The organism is Mycobacterium genavense ATCC 51234 (assembly GCF_000526915.1).
Taxonomy (GTDB): Bacteria; Actinomycetota; Actinomycetes; order Mycobacteriales; family Mycobacteriaceae; genus Mycobacterium; species Mycobacterium genavense.
Genome location: NZ_JAGZ01000002.1, coordinates 142,946 through 160,587, shown reverse-complemented (window position 1 = coordinate 160,587; position 17,642 = coordinate 142,946). Strand labels below are relative to the sequence as shown.

The following is a 17,642-nucleotide window of genomic DNA, read 5'->3' as shown; positions in this document are numbered from 1 at the left end:
GTCATGAGCCCACTCCGATCTTCACCACGCTGCCGACGGTGACGCCCAGGTCCCGCTGCACCGCCGAGCCGGGCGAGTTCAGCGGTAGCCACACCACTCGGTCGGGCATGTCAGTGATGTTCAGCGGCAAGCTGATTGATCCTCGCGACGTGCTGACCGTGACCGTGTCGCCCTCGGACGCGCCGATCTCGGTCGCGGTGCCGGCCGACAGCCGGGCCACGGGTTTGCGTGCCGTGCCCGCCAGATACGGTTCGCCGTCTTGCGCACGACCGTTGTCGAGCATCATTCGCCAGCCGGTGAGCACCGCCTCGCCCTGGCCGGGCCGCGGCGGCTCGGGTGCTTGAACGGTTGCGCCGCTTGCGCGCTCGCCCTCCCAGTTGCCCAGCGCCGAGACTTGCTCGCGAGCCGCCTGGACGCCGGTCATCCCGAGGTAGACACCCATTTCGTCGGCCAGCGTGTCAAGGATCTGGTGATCGGATTGGGTGGCTCGCTGGGTGGTGCCGTGTAGCGCGGGCTCGAACGGCCGGAACCGGCCTTCCCAGTTGACGAATGCACCCGCCTTCTGTGTGGTGGACGCGACGGGGAACACGACATCGGCGCGTTCGGTGACCTCGCTGTGCCGCAGTTCCAGGCTGACGACGAAGTTGGCGGCGTCCAGCGCGGCCAGCACCGCATCCGGATCGGCGAAGTCGCCCGGCTCGATACCGCCGACCAGCAGCGCGCCCAGGCTTCCGTCCGTCGCGGCGGCCAGGATGCCGTCGACGTCACGCCCTGCGGCAGAAGGCAATTCGTCGACATTCCAGGCCGCCGCCACCTCGGCACGGGCGGTATCGTCGGCCACCGAACGACCGCCTGGCAACAGGCCGGGCAGTGCGCCGGCTTCGAGCGCGCCACGTTCGCCGGCGCGTCGCGGCACCCAGGCCAGTCGCGCCCCGGTGGCATCGGCCAGACGCGCCGCCGCGGACAATCCGCCCGGCACCGTGGCCAGGCGTTCGCCGACCATGATGACCGCTCCGGCCTTCGCCAGCAGCTCGCCCACCTCGCCGGTGGCCAGGCCGTCCAGTGTGGACGGTTCCGCGCCGGGCACGGTTTGAAGCAGCCGACCCGACATCTTCGTCAGCGCGCGAGTGGCGAACGGGGCGACCGCGTAGATCGGCACGCCGCGCTTGCGTGCGGCCTTGCGCAGCCGCAGGAAGACGATCGGTGCCTCGTCCTCCGGCTCGAAACCGACCAGCACGACCACCGGCGCCGATTCCAGATCGGAGAAGGTGACCGTGAGCGGTCGGCCCGCGATGCGTGCCGCGAGAAACTCCGTTTCTTCGGCTGAGGATGGGCGGGCACGGAAGTCGATGTCGTTGGTGTCCAACACGATTCGCGCGAACTTGGAGTAAGCGTAGGCGTCTTCCCAAGTACCGCGGCCCCCGACTAGCACACCGGTGCGACCGCGGGCTGATTCGAGGCCCTGCGTCGCGGCCACGATCGCGTGGGCCCACGACGCGGGCTGCAGCGTGCCGTCGGCGTCACGGACCAGGGGAGTGGTGAGCACGTCGGGCTGAGTGTCGTAGCGGAAAGCCCACCGGCCCTTGTCGCAGTTCCACTCCTCGTTGACCTCGGGGTCGTCACCGGCGAGCCGGCGCAGCACCTTGCCGCGGCGGTGGTCGGTGCGCTCGGCGCAGCCGCCGGCGCAGTGCTCGCACACGCTGGGGCTGGAGACCAGGTCGAATGGGCGGGCCCGGAATCGGTAGGCGGTGCCGGTCAGCGCGCCCACCGGGCAGATCTGCACGGTGTTGCCCGAGAAGTAGGAGTCGAATGGTTCGTTGGCGTAGATGCCGACCTGCTGCAGGGCGCCGCGTTCCTGCATGTCGATGAACGGATCTCCGGCGATCTGCTCGGAGAACCTGGTGCAACGCGCGCACAGGATGCACCGTTCGCGGTCCAGCAGCACCTGCGACGAGATGTTGATGGGCTTGGCGAAGGTGCGCTTGACATCTTCGAAACGAGAATCGGTGCGGCCGTTGGACATTGCTTGGTTTTGCAGGGGGCATTCGCCGCCCTTGTCGCACATCGGGCAGTCCAGCGGGTGGTTGATCAGCAGCAGCTCCATCACGCCGTGCTGGGCCTTGTCCGCGGCCTCGGAGGTGAGCTGGGTGCGCACCACCATGTCGTCGGTGCACACGATGGTGCACGACGCCATCGGCTTGCGCTGCCCCTCCACCTCGACCATGCACTGGCGGCACGCTCCGACCGGGTCGAGCAACGGGTGGTCGCAGAACCTCGGAATCTGGATACCCATCAACTCGGCCGCGCGGATCACCAGAGTTCCCTTGGGGACCGAGATTTGGGTGCCGTCGATGGTCAGCGTCACCATGTCTGGCGGCGTCACCTCGTCGCCGGTCTGGGTCTTGGCCGCGGTGGTCATCAGGACTGTGCCCCTTTCCGGCCATTCGGCCCTGCCGTAAGCATGGACTCTCGGGGGTCGAACGGGCAGCCGCCTCCTTCGACGTGGGCGATGTACTCGTCGCGGAAATACTTGATCGACGACATCACCGGGCTGGCCGCACCGTCGCCTAACGCGCAGAACGACTTTCCGAGGATTGCGTCGGAGATGTCCAGCAATTTGTCCAGATCCTCGTGCGTGCCCTTACCCGTCTCGAGCCGTGTGTAGATCTGGTCGAGCCAGAACGTGCCCTCGCGGCACGGTGTGCATTTGCCGCACGACTCGTGCTTGTAGAAGTAGGACCAGCGCTGCACCGCGCGCACTACGCAGGTGGTCTCGTCAAAGATCTCCAGCGCCTTGGTGCCCAGCATCGAGCCGGCGGCGCCCACCCCCTCGTAATCCAGTGGCACGTCGAGGTGTTCGTCGGTGAGCAGCGGTGTCGACGATCCCCCCGGTGTCCAGAACTTCAGCCGGTGTCCGGCGCGGACCCCACCGGCGTAGTCGAGCAACTCGCGCAGCGTGATGCCCAGCGGGGCTTCGTACTGGCCGGGGCGGGTGACGTGCCCGGACAGCGAATACAGGGTGAAGCCAGGCGATTTCTCGCTGCCCATCGACCGGAACCATTCGACGCCGTTGAGAATGATCGACGGTACGCTGGCGATGGTTTCGACGTTGTTGATCACCGTGGGGCAGCCGTAGAGTCCTGCCACGGCGGGGAACGGCGGGCGCAGCCGGGGCTGGCCGCGCCGGCCCTCCAGCCCCTCCAACAGCGCGGTTTCCTCGCCGCAGATGTAGGCGCCCGCACCGGCGTGCACCACCAACTCCAAATTGAAACCGGAGCCCAGGATGTCGCGGCCCAAATAACCGGCGGCGTACGCCTCAGCAACCGCGTTCTGCAGCCGGCGCAGCACGGGCACCACCTCGCCGCGTACGTAGATGAAGGCGTGGCTGGCCCGGATCACATAGGAGGCGATGATGGCACCCTCCACCAGCAGGTGGGGCGTCGCCAGCATCAGCGGAATGTCTTTGCACGTACCGGGTTCCGACTCGTCGGCGTTGACCACCAGGTAGTGCGGCTTGGCGGCCGGGCCGGAGTCGCCCTGCGGGATGAACGACCACTTGGTTCCGGTCGAGAAGCCGGCGCCGCCACGACCGCGTAGGCCCGAGTCCTTCACGGCCCCGATCACCGCGTCGGGATCCATCGCCAGCGCCTTCTTCAGCGCCTGGTAGCCGTCGTGACGTTGGTAGGTCTCCAGCGTGAACGACTTCGGGTCGTCCCAGTAGCGGCTGATGACTGGGGTCAGCGGGGTGGTCATGACTTGCCTCCGGGAGCCGGCGGGGGTTCCATGCCCTTCTCCTTCGCGACCCGCAGCCCCGCCAAAGTGGCTGCGCCAGCGCCACCCTGGCCTTCGTCGGGGCGCTCGTCGGGGAGGCCGGCCAGGATGCGGGACGTCTCGCGGAATTTGCACAGGGGTGCACCGCGGGTGGGCGCCTTGGGCTGGCCGGCCCGCAGCGAGTCGACCAGTTCGATCGCGGACTCGACCGTCTGGTTGTCGTAGAACTCCCAGTTGACCATCACCACCGGCGCGAAATCGCATGCCGCGTTGCATTCGATGTGCTGCAGGGTGACCGATTCGTCGGCGGTGGTTTCGTCGTTGCCGATACCGAGATGCTCTTTGAGCGAATCGAATATCGCGTCGCCGCCCATCACCGCGCACAGTGTGTTGGTGCAGACGCCGACCACGTAATCGCCGGTGGGGCCGCGGCGGTACATCGTGTAGAAGCTGCCCACCGCCGATACCTCGGCGCCGGTCAGCCCGAGCTGCTCGCCGCAGAACTCCAGGCCCGCCGGGGTCAGGTAGGAATCCTCCGCTTGGACCAGGTGCAGCAACGGCAACAACGCGGAGCGCTTGTTGGGGTAGCGGCTGATGATCTCCTTGGCGTCGACCTCCAGCCGAGCCCGGGCCTCCGGCGAATACGACTGCGGCGCACCCTCAACCACGAACTGGTTGGGTTCTTCGGGCGGCGGCCCGAGGCGCAGGAACACCCGTTCGCCGCTGCTCACCTTTTTTGAGTCACCATTGGGTACCGTCATCGGTCGACTCCGCCCATGACCGGGTCGATGCTGGCGACCGCGGTGATCAAATCGGCGACCATCCCGCCCTCGCACATCGCGGCGACCGACTGCAGATTGGTGAAGGAAGGATCGCGATAATGCACTCGGTAAGGCCGGGTTCCGCCGTCGCTGACCATGTGCACGCCGAGTTCTCCGCGCGGTGATTCCACCGCGCTGTACACCTGACCGGCCGGCACCCGGATGCCCTCGGTCACCAACTTGAAGTGGTGGATCAGCGCTTCCATCGACCCGCCCATGATCTTGGCGATGTGCTCGGGCGAGTTACCCATGCCGTCGGGGCCTACCTTGAGGTCGGCGGGCCAGGCAATCTTGCGGTCCTCGACCATGTACGGCCCGGGCTTGAGCTTGTCCAGGCACTGCTCCACGATCTTGATCGACTCCCACATCTCCTTGACGCGAATCATGTAGCGCCCGTACGCATCACACGTGTCGGCGGTAATCACGTCGAACTCGTAGTTCTCGTACCCGCAGTAGGGCTCGCTCTTGCGCAGGTCGTGCGGTAGGCTGGTGGCACGCAGGATCGGCCCGGTGATACCCAGCGCCATGCAGCCCGCCAAGTCGAGATAGCCGACGTCCTCGGTGCGCGCTTTCCAGATGGCGTTTTCGTTGAGCAGATCGCCCATCTCGCGCAGCACTTGCTTGAGTTCCTTGAGGCTTTCGACGATGTCGGTTTCGGCGCCCGGCGGCAAGTCCTGCGCCAACCCGCCCGGGCGGATGTAGGCGCTGTTCATCCGCAGACCACTGATCTTCTCGAACAGGGTCAAGACGATCTCGCGTCCCCGGAAGCCGACGAACATCGGCGTCATCGCGCCCAGTTCCATGCCGCCGGTGGCCAGTGCGACCAGATGCGAGGAGATCCGGTTGAGCTCCATCATCAGGACGCGGATGACGCTGACCCGCTCCGGAATCTCGTCGGTGATGCCGAGCAGCTTCTCGACACCGAGACAGTACGCGGTCTCGTTGAAAAACGGTGACAGGTAATCCATTCGGGTCACGAAGGTGACACCCTGCGCCCAGTACCGGTATTCGAGATTCTTCTCGATTCCGGTGTGCAGGTAGCCGATTCCGCATCGGACCTCGGTGACGGTCTCGCCTTCGATCTCGAGGATCAGCCGCAACACCCCGTGCGTGGACGGGTGCTGGGGCCCCATGTTGACGACGATGCGTTCGCCGGGATCCGCGGCGCGGGCGGCCTCGACGACCTGCCCCCAGTCCTGTCCGCCGGCGACAACGACAGTTTCGGCGCCACCATCGTGCGTCGAGTCGGTGATTGTGCTCATTAGTTGTACGCTCTCCGCTCGTCGGGCGGGGGTATCTGTGCTCCCTTGTACTCGACGGGAACACCGCCGAGCGGGTAGTCCTTGCGCTGTGGATGGCCGTGCCAGTCGTCCGGCATCTCGATGCGGGTCAGCGAGGGATGCCCGTCGAAGATGATGCCGAAGAAGTCATACGTCTCGCGCTCGTGCCAATCGTTGGTCGGGTAGATGCCATACAGCGACGGGACGTGCGGATCCCCGTCGGGCGCAGACACTTCCAACCGGACGCGGCGGTTGTGCGTGATCGACTGCAGTGGGTAGACGGCGTGCAGTTCGCGGCCGGTCTCGTGCGGGTAGTGCACGCCGCTGACCCCGAGGCACATCTCGAAGCGCAGTCCGGGTTCGTCGCGCAGCCGTTGAGCCACGTGTGGCAGTGCCTCGCGGCGGACGTGCAACGTCAGCTCGTTGCGGTCGACGACGACTTTCTCTATGGCGTTTTCGAATTCGATGCCGCCGGCCTTCAGCGAGTCGGCCAGCCGGTCGACCACATCGTCGAAATAGCCGCCGTAGGGCCGGGGACTGCTGCCCGGCAGCGTGATCTCGCGCACCAGCCGCCCGTATCCGGACGTATCACCCGAGCCGGAAACGCCGAACATGCCACGGCGCACGTTGATCACTTCTTCGTCGCGGGAGGGCACCAGTCCGCCCACTTCGCTGGCGGCTACCTTCGGGTCGTGTTCCGGTGAGCTCATCGCAGCAGTCCACGCATCTCGATGGTGGGCCGGGCGCCCAGCGCCGCCTGCTCGGCTTCGGCGATGGCCTGCTCGCGGTTCACGCCCAGCGGCATTTGCTGAATCTTCTCGTGCAGCTTCAGAATTGCGTACAACAGCATCTCCGGGCGGGGTGGGCAGCCGGGGAGGTAGATGTCCACCGGAACCACGTGGTCCACGCCCTGGACGATCGCATAGTTGTTGAACATCCCGCCCGACGACGCGCAGACACCCATGGCCAGCACCCATTTCGGCTCTGCCATCTGGTCGTAGATCTGCCGCAGCACCGGGGCCATCTTCTGGCTCACCCGTCCGGCCACGATCATCAGGTCGGCCTGCCGCGGCGTCGCCGAGAACCGCTCCATCCCGAACCGTGCGATGTCGAACCGCGGTCCGGCCGTTGCCATCATCTCGATCGCGCAGCACGCCAACCCGAACGTTGCCGGCCACAGCGAGTTCTTGCGGACGTAGCCGGCGATCTTCTCGACCGTCCCGAGCAGGATGCCGGCGGGTAGCTGTTCTTCCAGGCCCATGAGTTACCTCAATCCCAGGTCAGGCCGCCGCGGCGCCACACGTAGGCGTAGGCCACGAAGACCGTCAGCATGAACACCACCATCTCGACCAGAGCGAACGTTCCCAGCGCGTCGTAGCTGACCGCCCACGGATACAGGAATACGATTTCGATGTCGAAGACGATGAACAGCATTGCGGTCAGGTAATACTTCACCGGAAACCGCTGCCCGGGCGTCGCATGCGGACCACTCACCGACGTTGCGGTCGGCTCGATTCCACATTCGTAGGCCGCCATCTTCGACTTGTTGTGCCGCGATGGGCCGGCCAGGCTGGCGATCACCACCGAGCCCACAGCAAAGGCGGCGGCGATTCCGCCTAGCACCAGGATGGGTATGTAGACGTTCAACTCGCTCCAAGATCCGTCGTGGGCCGCCTATAAAGCGACCAGGCGGCGACCGGGCTGCTGTGATGAGCCGGGTCTGTAGCCCATCACAGTGATCTTCAACATAGCGTTGAGGTGGCTGGGACGCGTGCTCGGGGTGATGGTAATCACTTGGCTGTGATCTTCGCCGAGTTTAGACAACAACTCGTCGGCGGGCAGCCTGGCCATGCTCGCCGGCCTCCGCGCGCGGTGTGGGCGGGCTAGATCGCGGGAGCGCGCAGCAACCCGAGCACGGTGCGACCCAGCACTATCGGGTCGATCGGATGCGGTACCGCGGCCTCGGCGCGCGACCACGTCGCCAGCCACGCGTCGTCCGGGCGACCGGTCAGCACCAAGATCGGCGGGCAGTTTTCGAGTTCGTCTTTGAGTTGCTTGGCGATTCCCATGCCGCCGGTCGGCGTCGCTTCGCCGTCGAGGATGGCCAGGTCGATGCCGCCCTCATCCATGGTGCGGATCACCATCGGACCGGTAGCCACCTCGACGTAGTTCAACTCGGGTAGATCCGGGTGCAGGCGCGTGCCCAGCGCCCGCTTCACTTCGTCGCGGGTGTTGGGGTTGTCGCTGTAGACGAGTATCCGCAGGGCGATGGTGGCGTCGGGCACGGTGCAGATGCTACTGGTGCGCGACTGGCTTTATCGGTCGGACCGCACGAAAACGACGTGCGCCGCCGCGTGGGCCGTCGGCGCGATCATGCCGAACTTGTTCGAGCCGATGTCGAACCGGGATCGATCGTGGTTTCGCCCGAGATCTGGATCGAACCGTCGCCCGTGGAGCTGCCGGTCAGTGTCACCAAGACCGGCGCGGTGACGCCCTTGATCGTGAAGCTGGCGTGCAGCTCGGTGGCGTTGCCCACGGTCGGCTGGACCGCGGTGACGACGACGCTGATCTGCGCAAAACGGTCGACATCGAAGAAATCTGGCGAGCGCAGATGCTTGTCGCGGCGGCCGATGCCGGAGAACTCGGTCTCATCTCATCAGCGGCGCAATTTCGGTGGGGTCGAAATACTCGTCGATGCGGTCGATCAGACCGTTGGTGCCCACCCCGATCACGATGCAAACGCGCATGGAGATCGATTGGCCGGCATGACCGGTGGCGTGCAGGACGTGCTGCTGGACAAAGCCGCTGATCGAGCCGTCTGAAAAATCCCCGAAGAGCCGGCGATCGAGGATCTCGTAGCGGCGCTGTGTGGTCGCACCGATGAACCAGTCGATGACCTTCAGCGCGCGGATCTTGTCATCCGTCCTGAAGGGATCCTGGCCAGCGCCCACCCGCCACACCGCGATGTCGTCGCTCCACAGCCGATCGACCGCGGCCCTGTCGCCCTCGACGATCGCCGAGAACAGCCGGTCGGCGGTGTCGATGACGACCTCAGCGGTTGCGGGCATGGCGGGCTCCTATTCGCTGTCGTATCTGGGGTGGGCAACCGCCAACCGATTGCGCACCAGGATTCTCAGGACGGCGAGCACCTCGCCGGCACGCTCGTCCAACTCGCCGGCCCGGATGGCGGCGGCAAGCTGTTCCTCGTCGCCGAATCCCAAGCCGGCCAGCGTGGCTCGAGACTCCGCCTCGCTTTCGTCGAGCAGTTCGCGTTCGACGATGCGCAAGGCGTTCGCGGCCACCCGGGCGTGGAAGTTGACCTGCCCGCTGGTCGCCTCCCGGACGTCGGTTTCCAGGAATTCGGCCACCGCCGCCACGAGTTCGGCCGCCAGTGGGCGCCCATAAGCACCGATCACGACGGGACCTCCTCGAGCAAATTGAGAATGTCCCACTCCGTCTCGCTCACCCGGCGACCGATCGTCGCCAGCTCTACCGACCGGGACTGACCGCTCAAATGCCGCTCCGCCTGGTATCGGCAGATCACACCCCAGCGCAGGGTGGCCAGCACCATCCACCAATGCAGCGTCGCTCGGTCGACGGTGGTCCCGCTGGCCTGCTCGTAGTCGCGCACGAAGCTCTCGATGCTGCCGAGGCCGCCGGCGCCCAGGCTGGCCGGAGCGCCGAACCGCCAGGCGCGGATGCAGAACCAGGTTAGGTCTTCGTAGGCCTCGCCGAGGTGAGCCAGCTCCCAGTCGAGCACCGCGGCCAAGTTGTATCCGTCGACGATGAGGTTTCCCATCCGGTAGTCCCCGTGCACCAGCACCATCGGCGTCGGTTGCGGTCGGTGGGCGGCCAGCCAACGAAACGCCCATTCGAAGGTGGCGGTGGTGTCGTTCATCGCGTCGAGTCGCTCGCGGTATTCCACCAGCTGGTCCTCGTAAGCCAGGCCGTCGATTTGCGGGTCCGCCCGGTGGATCGCGGCCAGCGCCTGTGCGCATTGCCGCAGCAGCTCGGTTCGGCGGGTGTGCCCGCCGGCATCGAGCCGGCGCTGGATGCGTCGGACGATGGTCTCACCCTTGACCTCGTCGCAGATCAGAAACGGATTACCAAGCGCGGCAACCGAATCGTCGGCGACCAGGATGTGGGAGACCGGCGCCCCGGCCGCCGCGGCCGCGGCCTGCGCGCGGGCTTCCAGCTCCATGCCGGCGTGCACGTCGTCGGGTGGGCCGGTGCGCAGGATCAGCGCGCGGCGCCCCGCGCCGGTAACCGCGTCGAACGCCCAGGTGGTGCGGCTGGCGCCACCGGTGAGCGCGCGCAGGTTCTCGATCGTGGTGCCCGCGCCCAGCACCGGCACCAGCACCGCTTGGAGTTTGGAGCTCAGCTCCTCGGTCACTGCTTGCCAAACTTGAACAGCCGCTGGGCCACTCGGCGGATCTGGATTTCCTCGGCGCCCTCGGTGATGCGGTAACGGCGATGGTGGCGGTAGATGTGCTCGAACTGCTCGTGACGGCTGTAGCCGAGTCCGCCGTACACCTGCATGGCGCGGTCGGCGGCATCGCAGACCAGCCGGTTGGCACGATAGTTCGCCATCGACACCTTGTCCGAGACCTCCATGTGGTGGTCGCGGTCCAGGTGCCACGCGGCGAATTGCACCAGCAACCGTACTATTTGGGCTTCGGTCTGCAGCTCGGCCAGCGGCCATCGCACGGCCTGGTTGACCGACAGCGGCTTGCCGAACACCGTGCGCTTGGCGGCGTATTCGGCGGCACGGTCGATGCAGTACTGCGCGGCGCCCAGGCTGCTCGCTGCTTGGCGAATCCGGTTCTCGTGCAAAAAGGTTTGCGCGACCTCCAGTCCGCGGTCGACCTCGCCGAGCACCGCGTCGGCGGGGATGCGGACATCTTTTAGCTCGACTTCGCCGTAGTCGGTGGGCATGTTGAACGTCCACCAGTAGTACGGGACCGTGAATCCGGGGGTGTCGGTCGGGACCAGGAACGCGGTGATGCCCCGGGCTTGTCCCGTCTCGCCGGACGTGCGGGCGAAGACCAGGTCATGCGTGGCGCGATGCATGCCGATATTAAATCGCTTGGCGCCGTCGATGACCCAGCTGTCACCGTCAAGGCGCGCGTAGGTTTCTAGCCAGGTCGCGTCGGACCCGTGCTGCGGCTCGGTGAGCCCGAACGCCATGGACCGCTCCCCGGTGATCACCGCCTCGGACCACTCCCGGCGCTGCTGGTCGGTGCCGAACCGCTCCATCATGATCACCTGGGGAAAGTTCCCGACGATCGACGACCCGTTCTGCAGGTCATTGTGCAGCACAAGGCCTTGTGCGCCAAGTGTTCCCGGATCACGGCCATGTCGACGTTGGTGCCGTCGCGCCCGCCCAGCGACGTCGGCAGTCCGTAGCGCAGCCAGCCGGCCTTGTCGGCGCGCCGGCGCATCTCGGCGAGTAGTTCCTCCCACTCTTGCGTCGGGATGCCGTCGTGGTCCCAATCGGTGCGGGCATGCTCTCGGCGCTGGTCGAAGTACTGGATGTTCTCCCGTTCCAACGGTTTGATCTCCGCCTCGATGAACGCATCCATCTCGGCCAGCACACCCGGAAGATGTTCCGGGAGAGTGAAATCCACGTTGATCTCCTTACCCGCCGTAGAGAGTTTTCTTCCAAACCGTCGACAGAGTGGTGATGGCGTCCTCGTCGCTGATTTCCATGCCGATACCGGACTGCCCGACGAAGACGGTGGTGAAGTTCTCGAACAGCAGCGCGATGGCCGCCGCGGTGTGTTGCGGGTTGAGCTTGCGGCCGTAGCCCTGCTCCTGGGCGCGCCGCACCGAGGCGGTCACGATGTCCATGCCGAACCGCCGAAATTCATTCTGCACGACCGCAAATCGGTGCTGGGTGGTGGCCAGCTGGGCGACGGCGATCATGATGCCGATGTTCTGCTTGAAGATGTTCCAGTAGCCGGTCACCACCGAGGTGAAGAACGCGTCGTCGTCGGGAGAGTCGGGCAGGTGCACGCTCAACCCGGACGGGGCCACGACGTCGTGCAAATAAGGACTCCGCCAGCGCAACCAGCAGGTCTTCCTTGTCGGCGAAGTAGCGGTAGAACACCGCCGGTGATTTGCCGGCAGCCGACGTGATGTCGGCCAGCGTGGTGCCGTGAAAGCCACGTTCGGCAAACAGTTTTCGCGCCGCGGTCTCGATGGCCTCCCTGGTCTGGCGGCCCTTGGAGGTCAGCGGTTCGGGGGCGGACACACCCATCAGTCCCGGATCCGGTCGCCCGCGCGCAGCAACGCGCTCGGCAGTTCATGGCCCACAGCCGACTTCGCGACGTCGGCGGCGGCAATCGCGGCCTGCAGGTCGACGTCGACGTCGATGCCGCTGTCGGTCAGCAGGTACACCAGATCCTCGGTGGCGATGTTACCGGTGGCGCCCGGATGCACACGGGCAACCGCCCAGCCCGCCGACCGAGGCGTCCAGCCGGGTGACGCCGGCGCTGACGGCCGCGTAGGCGCTGGCCAACCCGGCGCCGCGGGTGTTGTGGAAGTGCGCGCCCAGCGGCAGGTCGCCGATCACCGGACGCAGTTGGGCGATCAGCGAACTCACTCGTCCGGGAGTGGTGGTGCCGATGGTGTCGGCGATCGACAAGCGGTCGGCCCCGCGGTCGCGGGCGGCGGCGGCGATCTCCAGCACGCGCTGCGGTGGGGTAGGGCCCTCGAACGGCGAGTCCCATGCGGTGGCGATGACGACCTCGACGGTCACGTCGCTACTGTGTGCGATCGCGACGATGTCGTCGATCTGGTCGGTGGCCTGCGTGCTGGTGCGACCGACGTTGGCCTTGCTAAACGTGTCGTCGGCGGCCACCACGTATTCGATCGAGCGCAGTCCGGCGGCGACGGCGCGCTTGGCGCCGTTCGGGCTGGCGACCAGGGCGGAGAATTCGATGTCGGGATAGTTGTGCAGCTGCGCGGCGAGTTCGGCGGCGTCGGCCATCGACGGCACCTTGGTCGGGGACACGAACGCGTGGCCTCCACTTCCCGTACCCCGGTGGCGGCCACCGCGGCGAGCAGTTCCAGCTTGGCCGACAACGGGATTGGCTTTTCGATCTGCAACCCGTCGCGCAGCGACACCTCACGGATATCGACGTGGGTATTCACAGCACCCCCTCACCGCGCAGTGCCTCGAGCTCGTCGGCGGTCTTGCCCAGCAGCCCCGCGTAGACGTCGTCGTTGTGTTGTCCCGGGCGCGCCGGCCCAGCGTGCCGCACGCTGCCCGGCGATTCGGACAGCACCGGAACCACCCCGGGTCCCACCACATTGCGCCCGATGCGTTCGTCGTAGTGCTCGACCAGCATGCCGCGCGCCCGCAGCTGAGGGTCTTCGACCACTTCCGCGACGGTGTTGATCGGGCCCGCGATCACGCCTGCGGCACTGAGGATTTCGACGATGTCGGCCGGCTCGCGCTCGGCGGCCCACGCGCCGATGATCTTGTCGAGTTCGTCCTGGTTGCGGCCGCGGGCGGTGTGCGTGGCGAAGCGGTCGTCGCCGGCCAGCTCCGGGCGTCCCATCGCGGCACACAACCGGGCGAACACGGTGTCCTGATTGGCCGCGATCACCACCCACGAATCGTCGGCGCTGCGATAGATGTTGGACGGCGCGATGCCTTCCAGCCTGGTGCCCGACGGACCGCGAACCACGCCACCGACGTCGTAATCGGGAATCGTGGATTCCTGGACGGCCAAGCACGATTCGGTCAGCGCGACGTCGACGACCTGTCCGCGCCCGGTCACACTGCGGCGATACAGCGCCGCCATCGCGCCCTGAGCGCCGAACATGCCGGCCAGGCTGTCGCCTAGCGAGAGCGCAAGCCGGGGCGGCGGCCCACCGGGAAAACCGTTGAGATGCCGCAGTCCGCTGGCGGCCTCGGCCACCGAGGCATAGCCGGCCTTGTGCGCGTCGGGCCCGGTCTGCCCGTAGCCGGACACCCGGACCAGGATGATGCCGGTGTTGCGGGCGCTGAGCACGTCGTAGCCCAGGTCCCACTTCTCCAGCGTGCCCGGGCGGAAGTTCTCCACCACGATGTCGGACTTCTCGACGAGCTCGAGGAACAACTCGCGGCCGTGCGGCCGGCGCAGGTCGAGCGTGATGGCTTTCTTGTTCCGCGCGGCCACGGTCCAGAACACGTGGTGCCCCCGGTGTTCGGCCTGGCCCCAGTTGCGCAGCGGGTCCGGGGCGCCCGGCGGCTCCACCTTGATGACTTCCGTGCCCATGTCGCCGAGCAGGCGGGCGGCGAACGGACCCGCGATCAAGGTGCCCAGTTCGAGCACCCGGATGCCGTCCAGCGGTCCACTTACGTTCATTCGGCGCTCGCGAAATCGTGGCGGATCAACCAATCGGTGACAGCGTTGACCGCTTCGCGCAACTTGTCGCGCTGGTCGGGGCCGGCGTAATAGTGTGTGGCGCCGCGGATTTCGTACATCTCCTTGTCGGGGTGCCCGATCGCCTCGAACAGCCGCCGGGTGTGGCTGGGTGTGCAGGCGTCGTCGGCCAGGTTGCCGATCACCAGCGCGGGGATCGCGATGTCTCGCCCGCAGGCCACGCCGTCGCCGCGGGCGTCGTCGTAGCTCCATTGCGACAGCCAGCCGCGCAATGTCGAGAAGCGGGCCAGCCCGACCGGGCTCATGTTCACCACCTGCGGGTCGCCCAGGTAGCAGGTGCCCGGCGTGCGCTCATTGGGATCCACGCCTGCGTCCAGCCAGCGCGGGTCTGCATCGTGTCATGCACGACGAATCCGAACTCGTCGTCGGGGCGGCCCTGAGCGCTCAATTCAGCCAGCTTCTCTTTGACCCATGCGGTGATGCGGCGGTTGCGGTCGATCTGCGCTTGACGGTACCGGTCCAGGAATTCCTGCGTATAGGGCGGCGGTTGGGATTGTCGGGGTTGTACAGGTCCAGTTCCGGATCGCGCTTGGTGGGATCGAATTCGTCGAGGATGGACGCGTCGAGCCATTCGGTCAGCGTGCCGTGCCGGCTGATGTGGGCGGCCAGCAGCATGATGCCGTCGGCGGCGGGCAGTTCCAGTTTCGTCAGATCCGGGCCGTCGCCGGTCGGGCTCGACGTGATCGTCGCGTGCTGAGCCTGCTGCTGGTAGAACACCGACAGCGAGCCGCCGCCGCTCCACCCGGCCAGCACCACCTTGGAGTAGCCCAGCCGGTTCTTGGCGTCCTTGATGCACTCGCCGAGGTCCTCGACGACCTTCTCCATCAGCAGCGCCGAATCCGTGCCGCGGAAGCGGCTGTTGCAGTAGATGACGTGGTGGCCGGCCCGGGCCAGCGCGTTGATCATCGGCAGGTACGCCCCACCGCCGATCGGGTGCATGAACACCAGCACGGTGTCCGACGGCTTGTCCTTCGGCTTCAGTAGGTAGCTCTCCAGCACGGTGATCTCGGCCAGCCCGTCGTAGACGTCACGGACACCGGAATCGTTCTGGAAGGCAACCAGATACGGGATTCGTTCGTAGTCGTGCTTGACGGCTGTGGTCATGAGTGCTGCCCCAGGTCGTGGGCCAGTACTTCGGGTGACGGGGTCAGTCGCTTGCGGGTGTCGACGGCGATGACCTGCCAGTCGACCCGCGAATGCTCGTCGAATTTGCGGCGGGCACGTTCGCGCGCTTTCTCCGGCGCGCCGTGGTGAAGCCCTTGCGGCGCATGGGTAATCAGGCCCGGCGGCATCGGGACGCCGTAGAGCGAGCCGCCGTGGAAGAACGCGATTTCGTCGTAGTCGACGTTGCGGTGACCACGGTGTGCGTTCGGTGCCGGGAACGCCCTCGGCGGGTTTGGGTAGGAAGTTCATCACGTAGACGCCGGTGGCCTGCATGAACAGATGCACCGTCGGCGGCAGGTGGACGCTGTCGGAGGTGATCACGTTGTAGTCGTCGATGTTGAAGGTGAACGCGAAGTTGTCGCCGCGCCATCCTTCGATGTCGAGCGGATTATATTGGTAGACAAGCGTTGTCGGGCCACCTTCGTGGATCAGCCGTACCTCGTACTCGTCACGGCCGTCATCCTCGATCGGCGCGGGTTCGGGGATGGTGGCCTGCGACGGGTCGAACGGGAAGTGCCGGCCCAGCGGGCGGGGCGATGGCACCCGGAACTCGTCGGTGGCCTCGATCATCACCCATGTGGTTTCGCGATCCGGCACCTGACGCCACGTGCATGCCTTGGGGAGGTAGACCCAGTCGCCCTCCCGGTAGCGCAGCGGACCGAACTCGGTCTCCACCAGCCCGGTGCCCTGGTGGACGAATGACAGCAGATCGCCGTCGACGTGGCGGGTGAAGTAGGGCATCGGCTCGTGGCGACGGCTGAGCAGAATGCGGCAGTCGTCGTTGCTGAACATCAGCAGCGGTCCGCCGTGGGCGTCGGTGGCGTCGCCGGGCTTGAGCTCGCTGGACAGCACGTCGACCGGGCGCAGCGGTCCCGACGATCGGTAGGCGGTGGGGTCGTGGCGGCGGTAGATGTTGGCGGTCCGCCCGGTGAAGCCGCCCCGGCCCAGCTCGTCGTCCTTGAGGCCGTCGAGGTCGGCGTGCAGGCGATGCGGTGTCTTGCCTTTGCGCAGGTGAACAAAGGATTCCATGGGGACCCCCGAGTAGGGGTGGTCAGTGCGCCAAAACTGAAATTGACATTACTTTCTCTTTTAGGCGCACACAAGGGCGCCGGGGACGAGTCTCCGCGAGACTTAATCCATCGCGACCCGCTACGGCGTGTCTTCGCTGACGTTTCAGTGTCGCGAACAACACACAGGGCGAGCTAATCGCGCACGCGCAGGACGACTTTGCCTTTGGCGGTGCGATTCTCCATCGACGCGACCGCGGCGGCGGCCTGCTCCAGCGGATACACCTCCGGCTGCGGGGCGGTGAGCTGCCCGGAGGCGAGCAGCCGCTCGAGTCCGGCCCACTGCTCGTCCAGCGCGCCGGGATGCGTCGCCGTCCAGGCGCCCCAACCCACACCGACGACGTCAATGTTGTTGAGCAGCAACCGGTTCACCTTCACGGGGGGTATCTCGCCACCGGTGAACCCGACGACCAGTAGCCGTCCGCCCGGAACAAGCGAGCGCAGCGAGTCGGTGAACCGGTCAGCGCCGACCGGGTCGACGACCATGTCCACGCCGCGGCCGCTGGTCAATTCCTTGACCGCGTCCTTGAAGCCGTCGGCCAGCACCACGTCGGTCGCGCCGGCGGCGGTGGCGATCTGGGCCTTCTCCTCGGTGCTGACCACCGCGATGGTGCGCGATGCCCCGAGCGCCGGCGCCAGCCGCAGCGTCGAGGTGCCGATCCCGCCGGCGTGCACCAGCACGGTCTCGCCCTGTTGCAGGCGGCCACGCACCGTCAACGCGAAGTAGACCGTCAGATCGTTGAACAACAGGCCGGCGCCCGCCTCAAAGCTGACGTTGTCCGGCAGCTTGAACGCACGCTCGGGGGAGAGCAGCTCGACCTCGGCCATGCCGCCGGTCAGCATCGTCAGGCCGACGACCCGGTCGCCGGGCCCCACATGACAGCCGTCCGGTGCCGATCGAACGACGCCCGCGATTTCGGCGCCGAGCACGAACGGTGGGTCCGGCCGGTACTGGTAGAGGCCGCGGGTCAGCAGCGCGTCCGGGAAGGCGGCACCGGCGGCATGCACCTCGACGACGATCCCGTCGCCGGTGGGCTCGTCGACCTCGCCCACCTCGATCGCGTCCGGACCGTCTAGCCGAGTAACCCGTGCTGCGCGCATGGT

The 17,642-nt window shown here is 66.7% G+C and carries 14 protein-coding genes and 5 pseudogenes; all 19 read right to left on the bottom strand.

All coding sequences use genetic code 11. From position 1 onward, the window contains the following. Position 1 precedes the first annotated feature (1 nt). A complete protein-coding gene (locus T428_RS0105435; protein ID WP_025735672.1) occupies positions 2-2,419 on the bottom strand; it encodes an NADH-quinone oxidoreductase subunit G in 2,418 nt (805 codons plus the stop codon). After that, on the bottom strand, positions 2,419-3,753 hold the full coding sequence (gene nuoF / locus T428_RS0105430; RefSeq protein WP_025735671.1) for an NADH-quinone oxidoreductase subunit NuoF: 1,335 nt from the start codon (positions 3,751-3,753) through the stop codon (positions 2,419-2,421). Before nuoF ends, T428_RS0105435 begins: the two co-directional genes overlap by 1 nt. Next, on the bottom strand, positions 3,750-4,532 hold the full coding sequence (gene nuoE, locus T428_RS0105425; RefSeq protein ID WP_051465132.1) for an NADH-quinone oxidoreductase subunit NuoE: 783 nt from the start codon (positions 4,530-4,532) through the stop codon (positions 3,750-3,752). Before nuoE ends, nuoF begins: the two co-directional genes overlap by 4 nt. Beyond that, complete coding sequence (gene nuoD / locus T428_RS0105420; protein WP_025735669.1) at positions 4,529-5,854, bottom strand: NADH dehydrogenase (quinone) subunit D; 1,326 nt, start codon at positions 5,852-5,854, stop codon at positions 4,529-4,531. The genes nuoE and nuoD overlap by 4 nt, the downstream gene beginning before the upstream one ends. Further along, a complete protein-coding gene (locus T428_RS0105415; protein WP_025735668.1) occupies positions 5,854-6,582 on the bottom strand; it encodes an NADH-quinone oxidoreductase subunit C in 729 nt (242 codons plus the stop codon). The genes nuoD and T428_RS0105415 overlap by 1 nt, the downstream gene beginning before the upstream one ends. Continuing rightward, positions 6,579-7,133, bottom strand: a complete 555-nt coding sequence (locus tag T428_RS0105410; RefSeq protein WP_025735667.1) for a NuoB/complex I 20 kDa subunit family protein — start codon at positions 7,131-7,133, stop codon at positions 6,579-6,581. The genes T428_RS0105415 and T428_RS0105410 overlap by 4 nt, the downstream gene beginning before the upstream one ends. Positions 7,134-7,141: 8 nt before the next feature. Next, positions 7,142-7,519 (bottom strand): NADH-quinone oxidoreductase subunit A, encoded by a 378-nt coding sequence (locus T428_RS0105405; RefSeq protein ID WP_025735666.1) that lies wholly within the window; start codon positions 7,517-7,519, stop codon positions 7,142-7,144. Between the two features lie 236 nt (positions 7,520-7,755). Further along, the gene (locus T428_RS0105400) at positions 7,756-8,157 is read right to left on the bottom strand and encodes an Rv3143 family two-component system response regulator (protein ID WP_025735665.1); all 402 of its coding nucleotides are present in this window, start codon (positions 8,155-8,157) and stop codon (positions 7,756-7,758) included. 86 nt (positions 8,158-8,243) lie between these two features. After that, the gene (locus T428_RS34050; protein ID WP_342666185.1) at positions 8,244-8,483 is read right to left on the bottom strand and encodes a YceI family protein; all 240 of its coding nucleotides are present in this window, start codon (positions 8,481-8,483) and stop codon (positions 8,244-8,246) included. 37 nt (positions 8,484-8,520) lie between these two features. Beyond that, positions 8,521-8,940, bottom strand: coding sequence for a nuclear transport factor 2 family protein (locus T428_RS0105390; RefSeq protein WP_025735664.1), 420 nt, complete (start codon positions 8,938-8,940; stop codon positions 8,521-8,523). Positions 8,941-8,949: 9 nt separating this feature from the next. Further along, the gene (locus T428_RS0105385) at positions 8,950-9,288 is read right to left on the bottom strand and encodes a DUF6285 domain-containing protein (protein ID WP_025735663.1); all 339 of its coding nucleotides are present in this window, start codon (positions 9,286-9,288) and stop codon (positions 8,950-8,952) included. After that, positions 9,285-10,265, bottom strand: coding sequence for a phosphotransferase family protein (locus tag T428_RS0105380; RefSeq protein WP_025735662.1), 981 nt, complete (start codon positions 10,263-10,265; stop codon positions 9,285-9,287). Before T428_RS0105380 ends, T428_RS0105385 begins: the two co-directional genes overlap by 4 nt. Then, positions 10,262-11,499 (bottom strand): annotated as a pseudogene (locus T428_RS25850) (acyl-CoA dehydrogenase family protein). The gene T428_RS0105380 and the pseudogene T428_RS25850 overlap by 4 nt, the downstream one beginning before the upstream one ends. A gap of 10 nt (positions 11,500-11,509) precedes the next feature. Beyond that, positions 11,510-12,131, bottom strand: a pseudogene (locus T428_RS25845) (TetR/AcrR family transcriptional regulator). Then, positions 12,131-13,027, bottom strand: a pseudogene (locus T428_RS25840) (hydroxymethylglutaryl-CoA lyase). Before T428_RS25840 ends, T428_RS25845 begins: the two co-directional pseudogenes overlap by 1 nt. After that, complete coding sequence (locus tag T428_RS0105360) at positions 13,024-14,229, bottom strand: CaiB/BaiF CoA transferase family protein (RefSeq protein WP_025735661.1); 1,206 nt, start codon at positions 14,227-14,229, stop codon at positions 13,024-13,026. The pseudogene T428_RS25840 and the gene T428_RS0105360 overlap by 4 nt, the downstream one beginning before the upstream one ends. Next, positions 14,226-15,411: pseudogene (locus T428_RS25835) on the bottom strand (alpha/beta hydrolase family protein). Before T428_RS25835 ends, T428_RS0105360 begins: the two are co-directional and overlap by 4 nt. Then, positions 15,408-16,500: pseudogene (locus T428_RS25830) on the bottom strand (homogentisate 1,2-dioxygenase). Before T428_RS25830 ends, T428_RS25835 begins: the two co-directional pseudogenes overlap by 4 nt. Before the next feature lie 173 nt (positions 16,501-16,673). Further along, positions 16,674-17,639, bottom strand: a complete 966-nt coding sequence (locus tag T428_RS0105340) for an NADPH:quinone oxidoreductase family protein (protein ID WP_025735658.1) — start codon at positions 17,637-17,639, stop codon at positions 16,674-16,676. Positions 17,640-17,642 lie beyond the last annotated feature (3 nt).